The 17,630-nt window shown below is 38.7% G+C and carries 15 protein-coding genes and 1 tRNA gene; 12 read left to right on the top strand and 4 right to left on the bottom strand.

Annotated features, from left to right (window positions below):
* Positions 1-107 precede the first annotated feature (107 nt).
* The 11 genes from I7X29_RS15335 to I7X29_RS05475 all read left to right on the top strand — a co-directional run bounded on the left by I7X29_RS15335 (position 108) and on the right by I7X29_RS05475 (position 13,254).
* The gene (locus I7X29_RS15335; protein WP_225883668.1) at positions 108-1,808 is read left to right on the top strand and encodes a YbjP/YqhG family protein; all 1,701 of its coding nucleotides are present in this window, start codon (positions 108-110) and stop codon (positions 1,806-1,808) included.
* Between the two features lie 3 nt (positions 1,809-1,811).
* Positions 1,812-2,831 (top strand): hypothetical protein, encoded by a 1,020-nt coding sequence (locus I7X29_RS05520; protein WP_225883667.1) that lies wholly within the window; start codon positions 1,812-1,814, stop codon positions 2,829-2,831.
* A gap of 37 nt (positions 2,832-2,868) precedes the next feature.
* Positions 2,869-4,131, top strand: a complete 1,263-nt coding sequence (locus tag I7X29_RS05515; protein ID WP_198473223.1) for a nucleotide sugar dehydrogenase — start codon at positions 2,869-2,871, stop codon at positions 4,129-4,131.
* A gap of 3 nt (positions 4,132-4,134) precedes the next feature.
* Positions 4,135-4,734, top strand: coding sequence for a hypothetical protein (locus I7X29_RS05510; protein WP_095901232.1), 600 nt, complete (start codon positions 4,135-4,137; stop codon positions 4,732-4,734).
* A gap of 174 nt (positions 4,735-4,908) precedes the next feature.
* Positions 4,909-5,379 carry an IPExxxVDY family protein gene (locus tag I7X29_RS05505; RefSeq protein WP_095898272.1) on the top strand — a complete coding sequence of 157 codons (471 nt, stop codon included), beginning with the start codon at positions 4,909-4,911 and terminating at the stop codon, positions 5,377-5,379.
* Positions 5,373-6,839: a pyruvate kinase gene (gene pyk, locus I7X29_RS05500; protein ID WP_198473221.1), complete on the top strand. Its 1,467-nt coding sequence runs from the start codon at positions 5,373-5,375 to the stop codon at positions 6,837-6,839. The genes I7X29_RS05505 and pyk overlap by 7 nt, the downstream gene beginning before the upstream one ends.
* A gap of 253 nt (positions 6,840-7,092) precedes the next feature.
* A complete protein-coding gene (locus I7X29_RS05495; protein ID WP_198473219.1) occupies positions 7,093-8,031 on the top strand; it encodes a transporter in 939 nt (312 codons plus the stop codon).
* On the top strand, positions 8,018-9,136 hold the full coding sequence (locus I7X29_RS05490) for a GTP cyclohydrolase (protein ID WP_126370678.1): 1,119 nt from the start codon (positions 8,018-8,020) through the stop codon (positions 9,134-9,136). The genes I7X29_RS05495 and I7X29_RS05490 overlap by 14 nt, the downstream gene beginning before the upstream one ends.
* A gap of 20 nt (positions 9,137-9,156) precedes the next feature.
* Positions 9,157-11,496 (top strand): glycoside hydrolase family 20 protein, encoded by a 2,340-nt coding sequence (locus I7X29_RS05485; RefSeq protein ID WP_198473217.1) that lies wholly within the window; start codon positions 9,157-9,159, stop codon positions 11,494-11,496.
* 79 nt (positions 11,497-11,575) lie between these two features.
* Positions 11,576-12,961 (top strand): dipeptidase, encoded by a 1,386-nt coding sequence (locus I7X29_RS05480; protein ID WP_198473215.1) that lies wholly within the window; start codon positions 11,576-11,578, stop codon positions 12,959-12,961.
* 219 nt (positions 12,962-13,180) lie between these two features.
* Positions 13,181-13,254: transfer RNA gene (locus I7X29_RS05475), tRNA-Asn, on the top strand.
* 134 nt (positions 13,255-13,388) lie between these two features.
* Here I7X29_RS05475 and I7X29_RS05470 read toward each other — a convergent pair.
* The 4 genes from I7X29_RS05470 to brnQ all read right to left on the bottom strand — a co-directional run bounded on the left by I7X29_RS05470 (position 13,389) and on the right by brnQ (position 16,649).
* A complete protein-coding gene (locus tag I7X29_RS05470) occupies positions 13,389-13,973 on the bottom strand; it encodes a hypothetical protein (protein WP_198473213.1) in 585 nt (194 codons plus the stop codon).
* Positions 13,974-14,042: 69 nt separating this feature from the next.
* Positions 14,043-14,687, bottom strand: coding sequence for a hypothetical protein (locus tag I7X29_RS05465; RefSeq protein ID WP_198473211.1), 645 nt, complete (start codon positions 14,685-14,687; stop codon positions 14,043-14,045).
* Entirely contained in the window at positions 14,684-15,265 is a 582-nt protein-coding gene (locus tag I7X29_RS05460; RefSeq protein WP_198473209.1) for a hypothetical protein, read from the bottom strand. The genes I7X29_RS05465 and I7X29_RS05460 overlap by 4 nt, the downstream gene beginning before the upstream one ends.
* A 76-nt stretch (positions 15,266-15,341) precedes the next feature.
* A complete protein-coding gene (gene brnQ / locus I7X29_RS05455; RefSeq protein ID WP_198473206.1) occupies positions 15,342-16,649 on the bottom strand; it encodes a branched-chain amino acid transport system II carrier protein in 1,308 nt (435 codons plus the stop codon).
* A 168-nt stretch (positions 16,650-16,817) separates the two neighbouring features.
* On the opposite strand from brnQ, the gene I7X29_RS05450 reads away from it, so the two are divergent.
* Positions 16,818-17,540 carry a metallophosphoesterase gene (locus tag I7X29_RS05450; RefSeq protein ID WP_198473204.1) on the top strand — a complete coding sequence of 241 codons (723 nt, stop codon included), beginning with the start codon at positions 16,818-16,820 and terminating at the stop codon, positions 17,538-17,540.
* Positions 17,541-17,630: the final 90 nt, after the last annotated feature.

Raw genomic sequence — 17,630 nt, 5'->3', positions numbered from 1 at the left:
GGTTTCAGGGGTCAGGTTTCAGGGGTCAGGACTCAGGGGTCAGGACTATCTCCCCTCCCCCATCCCACTCATCTGCCTCGTCCGACTTGTCTGACATTTTTTTACTTATGAAAAGAATTATTATCATATTTATTTTAATAGCTTTTATTAGTTGTAGAGATAAGAAGAACGCTAATAACGCAGCTGCTGAATCTACAGATACAGAAGTTGCTATAGCAACTCTAAAAGCTTTTTATTCATCTGTTTATAATGGTTCGTTAGATAACCGAGAAGTACTTTTCAAGCAATATGTTTCCAAGCAATTGTTGGAAAAGATTGATGAACTATCTGCTGATATGACATTAGATTACGACCCTTTTATAGATGGGCAAGATTTTTTTGCTGATGTTCTCAATAGTACATTAAAAATAACACCTTTAGAAAACAAAAATGAATACAGATGTTGTTTTTTACTATTTGGAGACACTTATGAAAAAGAAACTTGTGTAGACTATTTATTAGAAAAAGATAAGGAGGGGCATTTTGTAATTTCTAAAATATTAAATGATGATATTTTAGCGGGGAAAAGAGATGTAATGCCTAGTGATATTCAAGAAACAACTATAGACTATAAAGAACTGGTTCAACTTTTAAAATTAGATTGTAATGCCTCTAATAAAGAAGAATTTTATAAATTGAATTGCCAAAATATAAGAGTTGCAAATAAAATAGAAGAAGGAAAAAATAGTGTACCTGAAATAATTACAGTAACTATTGGTAAGGATTCTAGAAAAATCATCAGAAAAACTTCTGGTGATTTACTTACTTCAAGTCCTTTTGTTTATTTGGATGAGGAGAACAAAACGTACATCTTGCTTTTTCCTTTGGTGGGTGAGTATAATTTTGGTTGGGAACTATATTGTTATAAGGATAACAAAATCTTTCCTTTAGGACAGAGAATAACCTATTGGAAAGCAGAGTATGAAGAGTCTAAAACTACTTATGGTGATTTTGTAAAAATATATAGATCCGAAGGAAAATATATTGTCGCTATGCCTAAAAAATATATTTCAGCAGAAGATAGTGAATACAATAATTATCCTAATTATTTAGAAGGAACTCTCGTTAAAGATAAAAATATGTATTATTTTGAGTTTCCTTATACAAAACTTCCTTATTACAAGAAATATAGGAATGGTGATAAAAAAGGAGATTACGAAGAGTTTTTAAAAAACGATTTTACCACTCCTGAGGACATCGTCATAACAGAAGAGGGGATCATTCAAAATGACAATGGGGAGATGATTCAATTTAAAAATATTACTGAGGTCATCAATCGCATACAAAAATATAAGCTCTTTACGCTGAAAAAAATGTATCTACACGACCTCAATCAAGATGGTGATAAAGATATCATCCTCGCTTTTGAAAACAACAACGCTCCAGAAACTGATGACCCTAAAACTTTAGTAACTCCTGTTATTTTGTTAATTCATCAAGGAGGTGATAAGTACAAATTCTTTCACAATGAAAAAATCTATCCAAGTATGGAGTTTATTTTTTTCAAAAGAATTGCTTTTAAAGACAATTTTTTCACCATTGAATTAGATACTGAAGTACCTGATGAATATACCGCTGAAAAGTATATCACTTTTAAATATAGTAAAAATAAGATTGTTCTACACCGATTTGGACATATCACCTATTGGTGGGATGAGAGAAAGCCTTCTAATGTTCAAGCAACACAAAAAGACTTTGGAGAAATCCTTTTTGAAGATTATGATCCTGAAAAAATAAACGAGATAATATATGAATCAAGAAAGATTTAAAAAATGAAAACAACTTTTCTCATATTATACTCATTTCTGTTGTTAAGCACTTGCCAACAACAGCAAGTTCAGTATGACAATAGTGTAGCCACCACTACAGTTACTGAAAGTGTGGGGAACGTAAATTCATCAAAAGATGAGATTTTTATAGGAAAAGAATTTTATGCCGGTGATGAGCTTTCTGATTATGAATTTATAAAAAATAGCAGTTATTTTAAATCTGATAGCCTTTGTTATAGTGTTTACAAACCATTGCACTATCATTATTTTGTTTTTAGTTTAGAAAAGTTTCTTTCAAATGAAGATGTAGAAAAATTTCGTATATTAGATACACTGCATCTTAAAAACATTGCTCATATTAATTTTATCCATAATGAGTTGGGAGCGTCTTTATTTTTAGATGATAAAAAAATAAAAGAATGGATTTTTAATAAGACTCCCAATATTACCACTCCTGAGGACATCGTCATAACAGAAGAGGGGATCATTCAAAATGACAATGGGGAGATGATTCAATTTAAAAATATTACTGAGGTCATCAATCGCATACAAAAATCTAAACTCTTTACGCTGAAAAAAATGTATCTACACGACCTCAATCAAGATGGTAATAAAGATATCTTTCTTGTTTTTAAAAATAACAACGATTTAAAGTCTGATGACCATAAAACTTTGGTTGCCCCTGTTATTTTGTTAATTCATCAAGGAGGTGATAAGTACAAATTCTTTCACAATGAAAAAATCTATCCAAGTATGGAAGTTTTTTTCTTCAAGAGAATTGCTTTTAAAGACAATTTTTTCACCATTGAATTAAATACTGAAGTACCTGATGAATATACCGCTGAAAAGTATATCACTTTTAAATATAGTAAAAATAAGATTGTTCTACACCAATTTGGAGATATCACCTATTGGTGGGATGAGAGAAAGCCTTTCAATGCTCAACTAACGCAAAAAGACTTTGGAGAAATCCTTTTTGAAGATTATGATCCTGAAAAAATAGACGAAATAATATATAAATAGGTTTTAAAATTAATTCTTAATTGTTAATTGTTAATTGATGAAAATAGGTATCATAGGTCTCGGTTATGTGGGGTTACCTTTAGCTTGCCTCTTTGCTAAAAAATATCCCACCGTGGGTTATGACCCTTATAAAGTGCGTGTAGAAAGCCTCAATGCTGGGGTAGATACTACCGGCGAAATCAGTAGTGAAACGCTTAAAGAGCGTTTGGCTACTCACCTCATTTGTACTACAAACCCTCAGGATGCCGCCGATTGCAATGTGTATATCGTGGCTGTCCCTACCCCTATCGACCTCTATCAGCAACCCGACCTTACCGCACTCCGCAAAGCAAGTGCAACAGTAGGGGCATTGCTCAAAAAAGGTGATATTGTGATTTACGAATCAACGGTTTACCCAGGAGTAACCGAAGAGGTGTGTGTGCCCGTCTTAGAAAAGGTATCAAACCTCGTGTTCAACCGCGATTTCTTCGTAGGTTACTCCCCCGAACGCATCAACCCTGGCGACAAACAGCACACGGTGGAGAATATTTGCAAAATAACTTCAGGTTCTACCCCTGAGGTAGCAGCTAAGGTCGATGCGCTTTACAATTCAGTACTCACTGGGGGGACTTATCTCGCTTCCTCTATCAAAGTAGCCGAAGCCGCCAAAGTGATAGAAAACGCTCAGCGCGACGTGAATATCGCTTTTATGAACGAAATTGCTAAAATTTTCAATATTCTCGACATCGATACCAATGCCGTGATAGATGCCGCTAGCAGCAAGTGGAACTTTTTGCCTTTCCGCCCTGGATTGGTAGGCGGACATTGTATAGGGGTAGACCCTTACTACCTCATACAAAAAGCCAAACTCCACGGCGTTTCACCCCGCCTAATGATGGAAGCCCGTAAAACTAACGATTCTATGGGGGGATATATCGCTTACCAGATTATCAACCGCTTGTGTTTGCAAGGTGCTCCAGTGAAAGATAGCAAAATCTTGCTTTTGGGCTTTACCTTTAAAGAAAACTGCCCCGACACTCGCAATACCAAGGTTATAGATATCTATCGCACACTCGAAAATTTCACTGATCACATAGTGATATACGATCCTTGGGCTGACGCTCACCGCGCTGAAGAAGAGTACGGCATCAAAGTAGAAACCAATAGAGAAAACCTTCCTAAAAACAATGATGTGGTAGTGCTTTGCGTAGCACACAACGAGTTTTTACAGATGAATATAGCCGATTACCTAAACGAAAAAGGAATCATTTACGATGTAAAAGGCAAATTGCCTATTGCTGAGAATATTTTTAGATTGTAACAAATGAAAAATATCCTTTACATTGCAGTTTTCTTATTGCCCTCAATGCTTCTCGCTCAAGATTTCTTTGACGAAAGATGGTTTTTCCAAGCAAGTGCTCATCTAAACATCCCCAGAAAAGAAAAAGCTACTTATTCGTATGGGGTTCATTTTATAGATCATTTAGGTAGAGATGCTTCTTATGGAAAAGAATACAAGTTTAGAGAAAAAGTAATCTATTCCACCGATTTTTCAACTAATTACCTATTCACCCGTTCTTTGGCTGTAGGAGCTATTGTGGGGATTCACCATTTCAGAGCCCCCGTAACCACAGCTTTAAAAGCAGGAATTGTTGTTAGAGGAATGCTCCCTAAGGCTTCTTATGCCGATATTTACGGACAACTATCTGGTTTTATCCCACTAAGCAAACAAGTAAAGGCCTCTTTTGGCGAAGCTAAAATAGGGTTGAGTATCCCTATTGCTGTAGAAGATGCATTCACTGTAAGCGTATTGATAGATGCCTCATATACAAGTTTTGAGGTGGGCAAACCCATTCTTGCCGATGAAATCCCCGATACAGTAGAATACCGCACTTTAGGCATAGGTTTTGGCATCCGATTCTAAAATAAAAAAGCGCGTCACTATCACAGCAACGCGCCTTAGAATATATAATATAATAGCGATTTCTAAATTATTTTACTACCTCTTTCCAAAAACCGTGCCAAAACAATTTTCTAATTCGCTAATTTGCTAATTCGCTAATTAGTTTGTATCTTTGCCGCCTGAAAGTGAAGAACTATGGCAGCAGTACTTAAATTACTAGATGTTTTACCTTGTGATTACAAGCTCATCGCAGTACATTCAGCTTTAGACGACTATCGCTTGGCTTATTTTCTGAACAAAACGCTGCAATTGCAATTGGCTAAAGAAAACCAAAAAGCAAGTTTGTTAGACACTGTTTCGGGTAAATATTTTTCGTATTACTATTGGGAAAACCCCTTGTTAGGAACAGCTTGGCACTGCATAGGCAACAAACTGCTAATAGAGAAAGAAATGCAATCCCTTTCGCTTTTTGAGAGTACAACCTCTCTTATCTACTTAATAGACAAATACAAAAAAGTAGACTACTTTCTAAAAATTGACACCGAAAGGCGTATGGATTTAGCAACATTGCTCTCTAAAATATCTGAAATACCTGCTACTACCGCTTATACTATCGATACCGATACACTGAATAATAAATATAAACAGATTTTTCAAGAATGTTAAATACAAAAAAAACAAAGATTGTAGCTACCTTAGGCCCTGCTACCGAAAGTCCTGAGGTAATAAAAGATATGATGGCTGCGGGCGTGAACGTCTTCCGTATCAACTTCTCACACGCCGATTACGACGATGTGCGCAACCGCATCAAGATGATTCGCCAAATCAACGAAGAACACGGTTTTCATACCGCTATCCTCGCCGACCTCCAAGGTCCTAAATTGCGCGTAGGGGTAATGGAAGACGATGCTGTGGTATACCCTGGCGACCGCGTTACTTTCGTTACAGGTGAACCTTTTGTAGGTACTAAAGAACGCGCCTATATGAACTACAAAGCGTTCCCTCAAGATGTAAACCCTGGCGAGCGCATTTTGTTAGACGACGGGAAACTCATCTTTGAAGTGGTATCTACCAATCGTGAAGACGAGGTAGTAGCCATAGTTATACAAGGTGGTCCTTTCAAATCTAAAAAAGGGGTGAACTTACCTAATACTAAAGTATCTCTCCCTGCTCTTACCGAAAAAGACGTGCGCGATGCACTTTTCGCTATCTCTCAAGAAGTTGATTGGATCGCTCTTTCTTTCGTGCGCCACCCCGAAGATATCCAAGACCTAAAAGAACTTATCAAAGAAAATGCAGGTTACGAAATTCCTATCATTGCCAAGATTGAAAAACCTGAAGCTTTGGTAAATATCGATAAGATTATGGCTGCTTGTAATGGTATTATGGTTGCCCGTGGTGACCTTGGGGTAGAAATCCCAGCTGAAGAAGTGCCTCTTATCCAAAAAGAATTGGTGCGCAAAGCTAAATCTCACCACATCCCTGTAATCATCGCTACCCAAATGATGGAAAGTATGATTTCAAGCCTTACCCCTACCCGCGCCGAGGTGAACGACGTAGGAAACTCAGTAATGGATGGTGCCGATGCGGTGATGCTCTCTGGTGAAACTTCAGTAGGTAAATATCCTGTACAAGTAATCCAGCAGATGACTCGCATCATCAAAAGTGTAGAGGATTCTAACCTTATCCAAGTTCCTCTCATTACACCGTTTATACGTTCGTTGCGTTATGTAACCAACACGATCTGTTTCCACGCAGCGAAAATGGCTAACGACACCAATGCCAAGGTAATTACCTCCCTTACAAACAGTGGGTATGCAGCCTTCCGTATTTCGTCATACCGCCCTAATTCACACATTCTCATTTTCACATCTAACAAGCGCATCCTCACCCAGTTGAACCTCTTGTGGGGCGTAACTACTTTCTACTACGATCGCTTTGTTTCTACCGATGAATTGATTGAGGACATCAACCATATTGCCAACGAAAAAGGCTATGTGGATATGGGTGATATAATGATAAGTCTCGTATCAATGCCAATGCAAGGCAAAGGAATGGTAAACACCCTCCGTGTATCCGAAATCGACTCTTGCGCCGTAAATTTCGAGAATAAAAAGAAAAAATAATAACAAGTTACAAATAATGAGTAAAAAAGTTGTTTAACAATATTGTTAAGCAACTTTTTTATATATTTATCCTTAAATTCCATAGAAAAACATTTTGTTTTATAAAAAAAATGTTTTTACAAATTCTCCTCTCTAAGTAGAACAAACGTCTTTGGGCTAATACCTCACTTCGTAACTCGTAATTATTTCGTAATTCGTAACTCGTAATTCGTAATTATTTATTATCTTTGTCGCCTAAAATATTCTATTTACAATGAAAAAACTCTCCTTACTCTTAATTGCGCTACTGCCAATGGCAGCTTCCGCTCAATATACCGAGATTATCAACTCTAATCTCCCTGGTAATTCTCAAAGTGCCTATGCTGTAGGGGCTCGCGTATTGCAGTTCGAAGGGGGCTTGTGGTACGAACGCAGCAACCATAAAAAAACTGGCACTTCTATGAACTTTACAGGAGTGAATTACGCCGTGCGCTATGGCTTCTTTAAAGAACAATTAGAGGTAATGCTCAATGGTACCCTTGCCTACGACTATACTCTCGAGCATAACAGTTCTTCCTCTCATTTTGGCTTTGTAAACAACACTATTGGAGCAAAATACCAGTTGTTCAAACCCGCTTTTTTAGACGAAAAACCTAATATATACAGCTGGAAAGCTAACAATTCTTTCCGTTGGCGCAACCTCACCCCCTCTATCGCCCTCTATGCGGGTATGAATTTCCTGCCTAACAAGCGTTATTATTATGAGGAAGTACCCCAACTATCACCCAAAGTAGCTGCTATTTTCCAAGCTGAACCTATTCCTCGTGTGGTAATCGTAGCCAATCTCATCGCCGATAGATTCTTAAAAAAAGAAAGTACTGAATACAGTTATATCCTCACCGTTACTCACAATTTAGACAACGGTTGGTTCAGTATCTTTGCCGAACAACAAGGAGTGTATAACGAACAATACCGCGACCAGATCACCCGCCTTGGAGTAGCCTTTTTAGCCTCTGATAAATTGCAACTCAATGCCGATGTAGGTTTTGGCTGGAAAGATACTCCTCAGCGTTATATGGGCTTGATAGGTGCTTCATACCGCATCGACAATCACAACAGCTATATCAAAAAAGTACTCAAAGAAAAAGTAGAACCTACTAAAATAGACCATAAGAAAAAAGCTAAAAGAAACAGACGTAATGCTATCGATTAAAGAACTTTCCTCTAAAAAAGAACTTACCGAATTTGTAAAGTTCCCTCTATCACTATACCCTAACCACCCTTATTGGGTACCACCTCTTATCAACGACGAAGTGGCGTCTTTTGATAAAACCAAAAACCCTGTGTTTGAAAATGCCGAAGCCTTCTTCTACGGCGCTTACAACGAAAAAGGAAAAATGGTAGGACGTGTGGCTGCTATCGTAAACCAACACGACCTCAAACAAGGTACAAAAAAAGTGCGTTTTGGCTGGCTCGATATGATTGACGATATCGAGGTTACCAAAGCACTCCTAAACAAAGTAAGCGAAAAAGCTCGCGAATACCAATTGGAATATATCGAAGGTCCTATGGGATTTTCTAGTATGGACAAGGTGGGCTTGCTCACCGAGGGCTACGATCATATCTCCAATATGATGACGTGGTACCACTATCCGTACTACAAACAGCACTTAGAGCAATTAGGTTTTACTAAAGAAAAAGGCTTTATTGATATGTCTTTCCAATTAAAAAATGCGAAGCCCGAATTCTTCAAAAAAACAGCCGAAGCCATTAAAAAACGTTATGGCGTAAAACTTATTGATACCCCCACTACCAAAGAAGTGCTCAAACACGTCGACGCGATGTTTGACCTCTACAATGAAACCTACTCTAAGTTAGCTTCTTACGTACCCGTGAGCAACCGTCAGCGCGATTATTTCAAACAGAAATACATCCCGTTTATCAATCCTGAGTATATCCGCTTTATTGAAGATAAAGACGGCAAACTGATATGTTTTGCTATCGTAATGCCTTCTTTTTCCAAAGCCTTACAGAAAGCCAAAGGTAAATTGTTCCCTTGGGGTTGGTGGCACTTATTGCAAGCCAAAAAACACCACGATACTGTAGAGTTCTACCTCATTGGAGTAGCTCCTGAATACCAAAGTAAAGGTATTCCCGCACTCTTGTTTGATTATTACTACGATGTATTCTCTAAAAACAAGGTGACTCACTGTATTATCACCCCCGAACTCGAAGAAAACATCGCTATCCAACAACTTTGGAAAAATTTTGACCCCACTATATTTGCTCGCCGAGCAACTTTTAAAAAAGAAGTTTAACCCCCTAACAACTAATACCGATGAAGAAACTTTTATTTCTTACCGCCCTCTTAACCATTGCTTGCCAACCTCCTCACAAAGAGGTAAAATTCACTGAAAATGATATCTATATCATTCCACAACCAAAAAAACTTGCGCTACTCAACAAAGATAACTTTTGGTTTAACAAACAGACGGCAATCGTGAGCGACATCGCTTTTGTTGAGGCTGCTGAACTCTTTGCCGAACAATTCAAAAAAGCTTCTGGCTTTGAACTCTCTATGCAAGCAAGTGGTGTAACAACTAACTACATCGCACTCGTTGTCGATAAATCTCTGCCAAAAGAAGGTTATACCCTTGTAGTAGAACCTGAGAGAATTTCTATCACTGCAGCTGACTATAACGGGGCACTCTATGCCCTCGAAACCCTGCGTCAGCTACTACCCAAAGAGTTTGAAAGCCCTACCCCCGTACAAACCGATTGGGTGGTACCTGCCATTGTTATCACTGATGCTCCCCAATACCCTTGGCGCGGATTGATGCTCGACGTCTCTCGTCATTTCTTCTCTAAAGAATATATACTGAAAACCCTCGACCGTATGGCGATGCTCAAACTCAACACTTTTCATTTCCATTTGGTAGACAATGAGGGTTGGCGTATCGAAATTAAAAAATACCCTAAACTTACCGAAGTAGGTGCTTGGCGCGTAGATCAAGAGGATAAACTATGGGATGAGCGCACCTCTAACCCTGCCGATGCTTTTGCTAATTCTGCTTCTGCTCCTAAAAAATATGGCGGTTTCTATACCCAAGAGGATATCAAAGAGATTGTAGCCTACGCCGCTGCTCGTGGTATTACGGTAATCCCCGAAATAGAAATGCCCGCCCACGTGATGAGTGCTATAGCCGCTTATCCCGAACTCTCTTGTCATAAACGCCCTATAGGTGTACCCTCTGGCGCCGTATGGCCTATCACCGACATCTATTGCGCAGGACAAGAAGAGACTTTCACTTTCTTGGAAGATGTGCTTACCGAAGTAATGGCTCTCTTCCCTAGCAAATACATTCACGTAGGTGGTGATGAGGCTACTCACACCGAGTGGGAAAAATGCCCTAAATGTCAGGCTCGTATGAAAGAACATCAGTTAAAAGATGTGCACCAATTGCAAAGCTATTTCATCAAACGTATAGACGACTTTTTAGTTTCTAAAGGACGTACTTTAGTCGGTTGGGACGAGATAATGGACGGTGGTTTAGCTAACGATGCAGTGGTGATGAACTGGCGCGGTATCGACATAGGTAAAAAAGCCCTCGAACAAGGCAACCCTGTAGTGCTCACCAGTGATTGTTATATCAACAAATATCAAGGTCTCCCTGAATATGAGCCTTTAGCTAATGGAGGCTATCTAACATTAAAAAAACTCTACCACTACAATCTTGAAAAAGAAAACCTCACCTCCCTCTCCTTGGGAGGGAGCAAGGGGGAGGAGAAAAACGTTTTAGGCTCCCAAGCTAATCTATGGGCTGAATACATAGCTACTCCCGAACATTCGGAATATATGCTCTTCCCTCGCTTATTAGCTTTTTCCGAAATCTGTTGGACACCCGATAACTTGAAAAATTGGGACAACTTCGTGAAGCGTACCGAAACTTTTATGGATCGTTTAGATGTGATGAAAATAAAATACGCACGTTCTATGTATCAGGTGTTGCCTGCCGTGGAAAACCAAAACGGTAAGGTTTTCTTAAAATTAGAGTGTGAAGTCCCTAACGCCGATATTCGCTATGCTTTAGGCGATACCCCCATAGAAAAAGCCGAAAAATACACCCAGCCTATTCCTTTCAATGAAAGTACTACCTTCAAAGCTACTGTTTTCAGTGGAAAAGCGACCAATACCATTACCACTGGTGAGGTAACATTCCACAAAGCGATAGCTAAGAAAATGAGTTATAGCCCAGTCTATCACAAAAAATATCAAGGACAAGGCGAGGCAACCCTCACCAATGTGGTTCGTGGCACCAAAAACTTCCTAGATGGGCAATGGCTCGGTTGGTTAGGCGACGATGTAACCCTCACTCTCGATTTAGAGCAAGCCACCGAGGTAAGTGAAGTGCGTATAGGCGCAATGGATTCCCAATCCTCAGGCATTTATTTTCCTATAAAATTTGCAATCTCCCTTTCAACCGATGGCAAAAACTACCGTGAAGTAGCGACCCACAACGAGCCTTGTGTTGTGAGAGGAAAACCCTCTTTAAAAGATTTCGCACTGAAGTTCAATTCTCAAGAAGCACGCTATATCAAGATTACCCTCAAAAATGTCAAAACCCCTCCTAAAGGCGGTGATGCGTGGCTTTTTATAGATGAAGTTTTGGTATTTTAGAAAAATAATGTACCTTTGTTGCTCTTTTAAAAACTCTTATTTTATAAATTATTAATTGTAAATTGTTAATCGATACACAATGGATTCAGTAAAAAATTATATCAACGAAAACAAAGACCGCTTTATTGCGGAACTGATAGAACTGCTCAAAATGCCTTCTATTAGTGCCGATGCTGCCTATTCTCAGGATGTGCTCAACACCGCCGATGCCGTAAAAAACGCCTTAGAAAAGGCTGGTTGCGACAAGGTAGAAATATGTGAAACCCCTGGCTACCCTATCGTCTATGGCAAAAAAACTATCGACCCTGCCCTACCTACCGTATTGGTATATGGGCACTACGATGTACAACCCGCCGACCCTATCGAGCTTTGGGAATCCGACCCCTTTGAGCCTATGATTAAAAAAACCGATATCCACCCCGATGGCGCTATCTTCGCTCGTGGGGCTTGTGACGACAAGGGACAAATGTTTATGCACGTGAAAGCCCTTGAATATATGGTGAAAAACAACGTGCTCCCTTGCAATGTGAAGTTTATGATTGAAGGCGAGGAAGAAATAGGCTCAGGAAGCCTTAGTTGGTTTGTAAAAAACAACCACGAAAAACTCAAAAACGATATTATTCTCATTTCCGATACCAGTATGCTGGCTAACGACACCCCTTCTATCACTACGGGCTTACGCGGACTTAGCTATGTGGAAGTGGAAGTTACTAGTGCTAACCGCGATTTGCACTCTGGCTTATATGGTGGTGCCGTAGCGAACCCTATCAACGTGCTTACTAAAATGATTGCTTCTTTGCACGACGAGAACAACCGCATTACCATTCCGCATTTCTACGATAAAGTAGAAGAGCTCTCTCAAGCCGAACGCGATGAAATGGCAAAAGCACCTTTCTCACTCGAAGCCTACAAAAAAGCCTTAGATATCGATGAGGTATATGGCGAAAAAGGCTATACCACCACCGAGCGCGCCTCTATACGTCCTACCCTTGATGTAAATGGTATCTGGGGAGGTTATACAGGACAAGGAGCTAAAACCGTGATTCCAAGTAAGGCTTATGCCAAAATATCAATGCGCTTGGTGCCTAACCAAGACAATCGCGAAATTACCGAACTCTTCACCAAACACTTTGAGAGCATCGCTCCTGCAGGAGTACGTGTGAAAGTAACCCCTCACCACGGCGGACAAGGTTATGTAACCCCTACCGATACGCCTGCTTACCAAGCAGCGGTAAAAGCCTGCAAAGAAAGTTTTGGCAAAGAGCCTATCCCAGTGCGTTCAGGCGGTAGTATCCCTATTGTAGCCCTTTTTGAAGAAGAATTAGGTAGCAAATCTATTCTCTTAGGTTTTGGTTTAGATAGCGATGCCATCCACTCGCCTAACGAACACTATGGTATTTTCAACTTCCTCAAAGGTATTGAAACCATTCCGTGGTTCTATTACTATTTTGTAAATAACAAGTAATACCAAAATAAAAGGGGGCTGTATAGACTTTGTCAAAGTATATACAGCCCCCTTTCTCATTATCTAATGGCACGAACCACACTTATCAATAACCATTGATAATAAACATATTAACTGCAAACGCAAAAAATATTTTAAAAAAATCTTCCTAAAAATTTGCAGGTTTCAAAAATAGTCGTACCTTTGCACCGCAATTAAGAAAAAAAACAAGTAGAATATTCCTCCTTAGCTCAGTTGGTTAGAGCATCTGACTGTTAATCAGAGGGTCACTGGTTCAAGTCCAGTAGGGGGAGCAAGAAAAAAGCAATACTTTTTAGTATTGCTTTTTTTGTATCCTTTCTTTACTTTAATATCAGTTCAATATAACTTTGTGATTTCTTATTCTCTCTTCCTTAGTGTAGATTTTACTTTGTAGAGGAATTGTTCCCTATATTTTAGGAGATAATAGCACCTCTCCTGTCTCTCCGTCTATTTTATAAACATCGTATTCATATTCAGAAGTCGTGGGTATAGCTATTTGATAACATCTGTGATTGTTAAAAAATCCCCTACTCATATTGATATGAATAGCAGCTAACAAGTCAATTCCATATTCTTTTTTCATCTTTTTTATCAAATCATTCAATGAAAAAGAAAATCCCTCATCAGCATCTATTTTCTTTTGCAATTTCCCATTGCTATCAAAATACTCCCAAATACCTACTTCCATTCTATGAAATTTCTCACCTCTTGATACTTGTCTTTTTTGTTTTACATCATAAGTACACAGATAAGTATATGGATTTGTCGCATTGCTTAACTCCACTTCAATAATTTTATCTCCCTTAGTGATTTTTACCTTGTCATTCCCCTTTTTTAAAAATTTAGTGTTGGAAATAGAAGAAAAAGAAGTATCCACTTCCCAATCCTTAAAAACCTTTTCATCAAAGCGTTTCATACCGCGCAAATCAAACTCTTGAGCCTTACAACCCAAACTAAGTAGCAATAATGTATATAGATAGAATGTTTTCATCTTGCATATATTTTTTAGATTACCAAAACTATTAGATAAAATTTATCGTGGAAGGGGAGGTTTAGAAGCTTATTTTTCCTTATCTTCTAATCGATATATATCATTAAAATCCTTTTCTGAAGATAACATTTTATCAAAAAGAATTTCACCATTATCAGCACTTATGGTTATATACCTAATTTCTTGTCCTCTTGTATTAGGCTTTGTAATACTAATAATATAAATAGGAACGCTTCTATTGTACCTATCTACATTTAAAAGCAATTTCATATCCAACAAATCAATATTAAATTTTTGATTTACTAATGTTATAATATCTTTTACACTTAATTTATAGGATTCATCATAATCTACCTCTTTAATTAACTTGCCCGTTTTGCTCCAATTTTTCCAAATACCTATTTGGCAATTATAGAAGAAATAAGATTGTAGAATCAGACGTTTGGTGCGGATATCATACTTATATTTATTTTTATAAGGATTTGCAATGTTACTAACTTCTACTTGAATAAAACTATCCGTTTTGATAATCCTAACCCTTTCATCTCCTTTTTTTAGAAATCTATCCCAATCATACATTTGAACATATTGTGTATCCACTTCCCAATCCTTAAAAACCTTTTCATCAAAGCGTTTCATATCGCGCAAATCAAACTCTTGAGCCTTACAGCCCAAACTAAATAGCAATATTATGTATAGATAGAATGTTTTCATTTTTTATTTAAAGAAGGATTGTATATCTCTTCTATAGATTTTTTAAATTCCTCTTTTGAATGTATTTCTTTTTCTAAAAGAATTTCACCATTGTCAGCACTTATGGTAATATATTTGGCTTCTATACCTGTCATTGTATCAGGATCAGGAATTCTAATAATATAAATGGGATTTTCTTTATCATATCTATGAATTGTTAAATCTAAAGAGATATCCATCAAATCTAAATTCAATTTCTGTTTGCAAATTGCTATAAGCTCCTCAACAGATACTTTATAAGGGGCATCCCAATTTTCTTCTTTGATAAGTTTCCCTTTTTCATTATAAGTATAAGTTTTCCCTATAAGTACACTATAGAAAAATTTGGTTTCTTGCATTAGTATATTAGTCTTAGGATAATACCTATAAACATACATATAGGGATCTATGATGTTTGTTAGTTTTATTTGTTTGGACTTCTCGCCTATACTTATCTCAACTCTATCATTGCCTTTCTTCAAATAAGTAGTGCCAGGGAAAACTAATTTAGAAGTATCCACTTCCCAATCCTTAAAAACCTTTTCATCAAAGCGTTTCATATTGCGTAAATCAAACTCTTGAGCCTTACAGCCCAAACTAAATAGCAATACTATGTATAAATAAAACACTTTCATCTTACCTCTTACCTCTTCCTTGTAGCACCGCTGCTCCTAAAAATGCCAATAGTGAGGGCAACAACCACCCTAACGAATAGCTATCTAACGGAAGATACGCCTTGAGTGCATACACCTGCTCTAATGATGATACGCCCCAAGTTTTACAACTGTCGATAAACGATAACACAGCAGTAACAGCAATGCTCACGAGGTAGGGCGTACGCGATTTTACAGTATTGCCAAAGAGCAAGACATCCAAAATGATTGTGAATACAATAGGATATAAAAACAGTAATATATAAGCTGCATATTGTATAATGCTATCTACTTTGTTGATAGAAAGCACTATAGAAACAAGTGTGCAGAGTATTACCCCTACTTTATAAGGCAATCGTCCTTTAGTGAACTCTTCAAAAAAACTCCCTACCGATGAAGTGAGCGCAATAGCCGTTGTAAGGCAAGCAAAGCCTATCGCCAGTGCAACCGCTGTTGTTCCCCATTTTCCTAACACTGCGTGTGAAATATGCAAAAGCAAATCGGTGCGTGAAACTTCATTATCAGTAAGATAGCCCGAAGTCGCCCCCAAATAGATGAGTCCGCCATAGATAAACAGCAAACATATTGTGGAGATACTGCCCGAGAGCAATGTGATATGCGAACGCTTTTCGGGTAAATGATAGCCTTTTTCACCCACTGCCGAAATGATAATCCCCGCAAAAATCACCGAGGCAAGTACATCCATCGTTTGGTAACCTTCAGTAAAGCCAAAAACAAAACTATCTTTAGCAACAAAATCCGATGGAAGCGTGTGGTGCAAAGGGAAGAGAATGCCCAAAGCGATGAGCAACACCAACACTATCAGCAAAAAAGGCGTCAGAAACTTCCCGATAATATCCACAATCTTCGATTTAGAGATAGAAAGCACTAAAACCACCCCAAAAAATACAGCTAAAAATGCAATTTTAGGCAAATCGGGTAACAAAGGGGCTATCCCTACCTCAAAAGTAGTAGAACCCGTACGCGGAATGGCAATCAGCGGACCTATACACAATATCACAAAAAGCGTAAGCCATTTGATGAGTTCTGGGTGAATGCGATTGCCCAAATGAGTGAAGTTCGTACCCGCTTTAGCTACCATCAGCACGCCTAAAAATGGTGCGATAATAGCCGTGATAAAAAAGCCTAAAAGTGCCCACAGCCACTCATTGCCTACCTCTAATCCTATAAAAGGGGGTAATATCAAGTTGCCCGCTCCAAAGAACATCGCAAAAAGCGCAAAACCTACCGTCGTAACGGTACTCCATTTGTGTTTGTTACCTAATTCCATCGCTTATAAGTTTAATAAATACTCATTTTTGCAGATTGCCCCCCTTCGGGATTGTCGGCAATTGCCGAGTAAGTGAGTCGGGGGCTTTCAATCCGCAAATAAAAACATTTTATCCCTAAAATCCAAATATTTTTGCTACTTTTGCCTCATCAATACCCTTTTATTACAATGAGAACTCTTGTTATTGGCGATATTCACGGCGCACCCCGCGCTCTTATCCAAGTTTTACAACGCGCTGATATTCAGTACGACGACTTCCTTATCTTCCTAGGCGATTACGCCGATGGCTGGAGCGAAACCCCTGAACTATTGGATTTTCTCATCGGCTATCGCCAAAAACACCGCTGCCTCTTTTTGCGCGGCAACCACGATGCCTTATGCTACGATTTCCTCTTAGGGAAACCTATGGATACCCTTTGGCGCTTACACGGCGGCAAAGCTACCGAAAAAGCCTACCGCAATGTCTCTCACGAACGCCGCAACACTCACCTCAACTTCTTAACCGAGCTTGAAAATCACTACTTAGACAGCAAAAATCGCCTCTTCCTCCACGCCGGATTTACCAACCTGCGCGGCATCGCCCACGAACATTTTGAACAAATGTTCTATTGGGATAGAACCCTTTGGGAAGTCGCCCAAAGTTGTAACCTCTCCCCTACCGACCCACATTTCCCTAACCGACTAAAACTCTATACCGAAATATACATCGGGCATACCCCCACCACCCGATTAGGCTCCGATAAACCACTTTCTTTCAACGGAGTAACCAATGTTGATACGGGTGCTGCCTTCAAAGGGCGCATCACTATTATGGATATCGATACCCGCGACTATTGGCAAAGCGACCCCGTACACACCCTCTACCCCGATGAACAAGGTCGCAATATGTAACATTTTCCACCACCAATTTACTAATTTGCTAATTTGCTAATTGACAAATTATTCGTACCTTTGCCCCCAATAATAAAGAAAAACGAAAAC

Origin of the sequence: Capnocytophaga periodontitidis (genome assembly GCF_016126015.1) — a bacterium.
Taxonomy (GTDB): domain Bacteria; phylum Bacteroidota; class Bacteroidia; order Flavobacteriales; family Flavobacteriaceae; genus Capnocytophaga; species Capnocytophaga periodontitidis.
The sequence above is the reverse complement of the archived record's forward strand: the minus strand, read 5'-3'. Positions and strand labels throughout refer to the sequence as shown.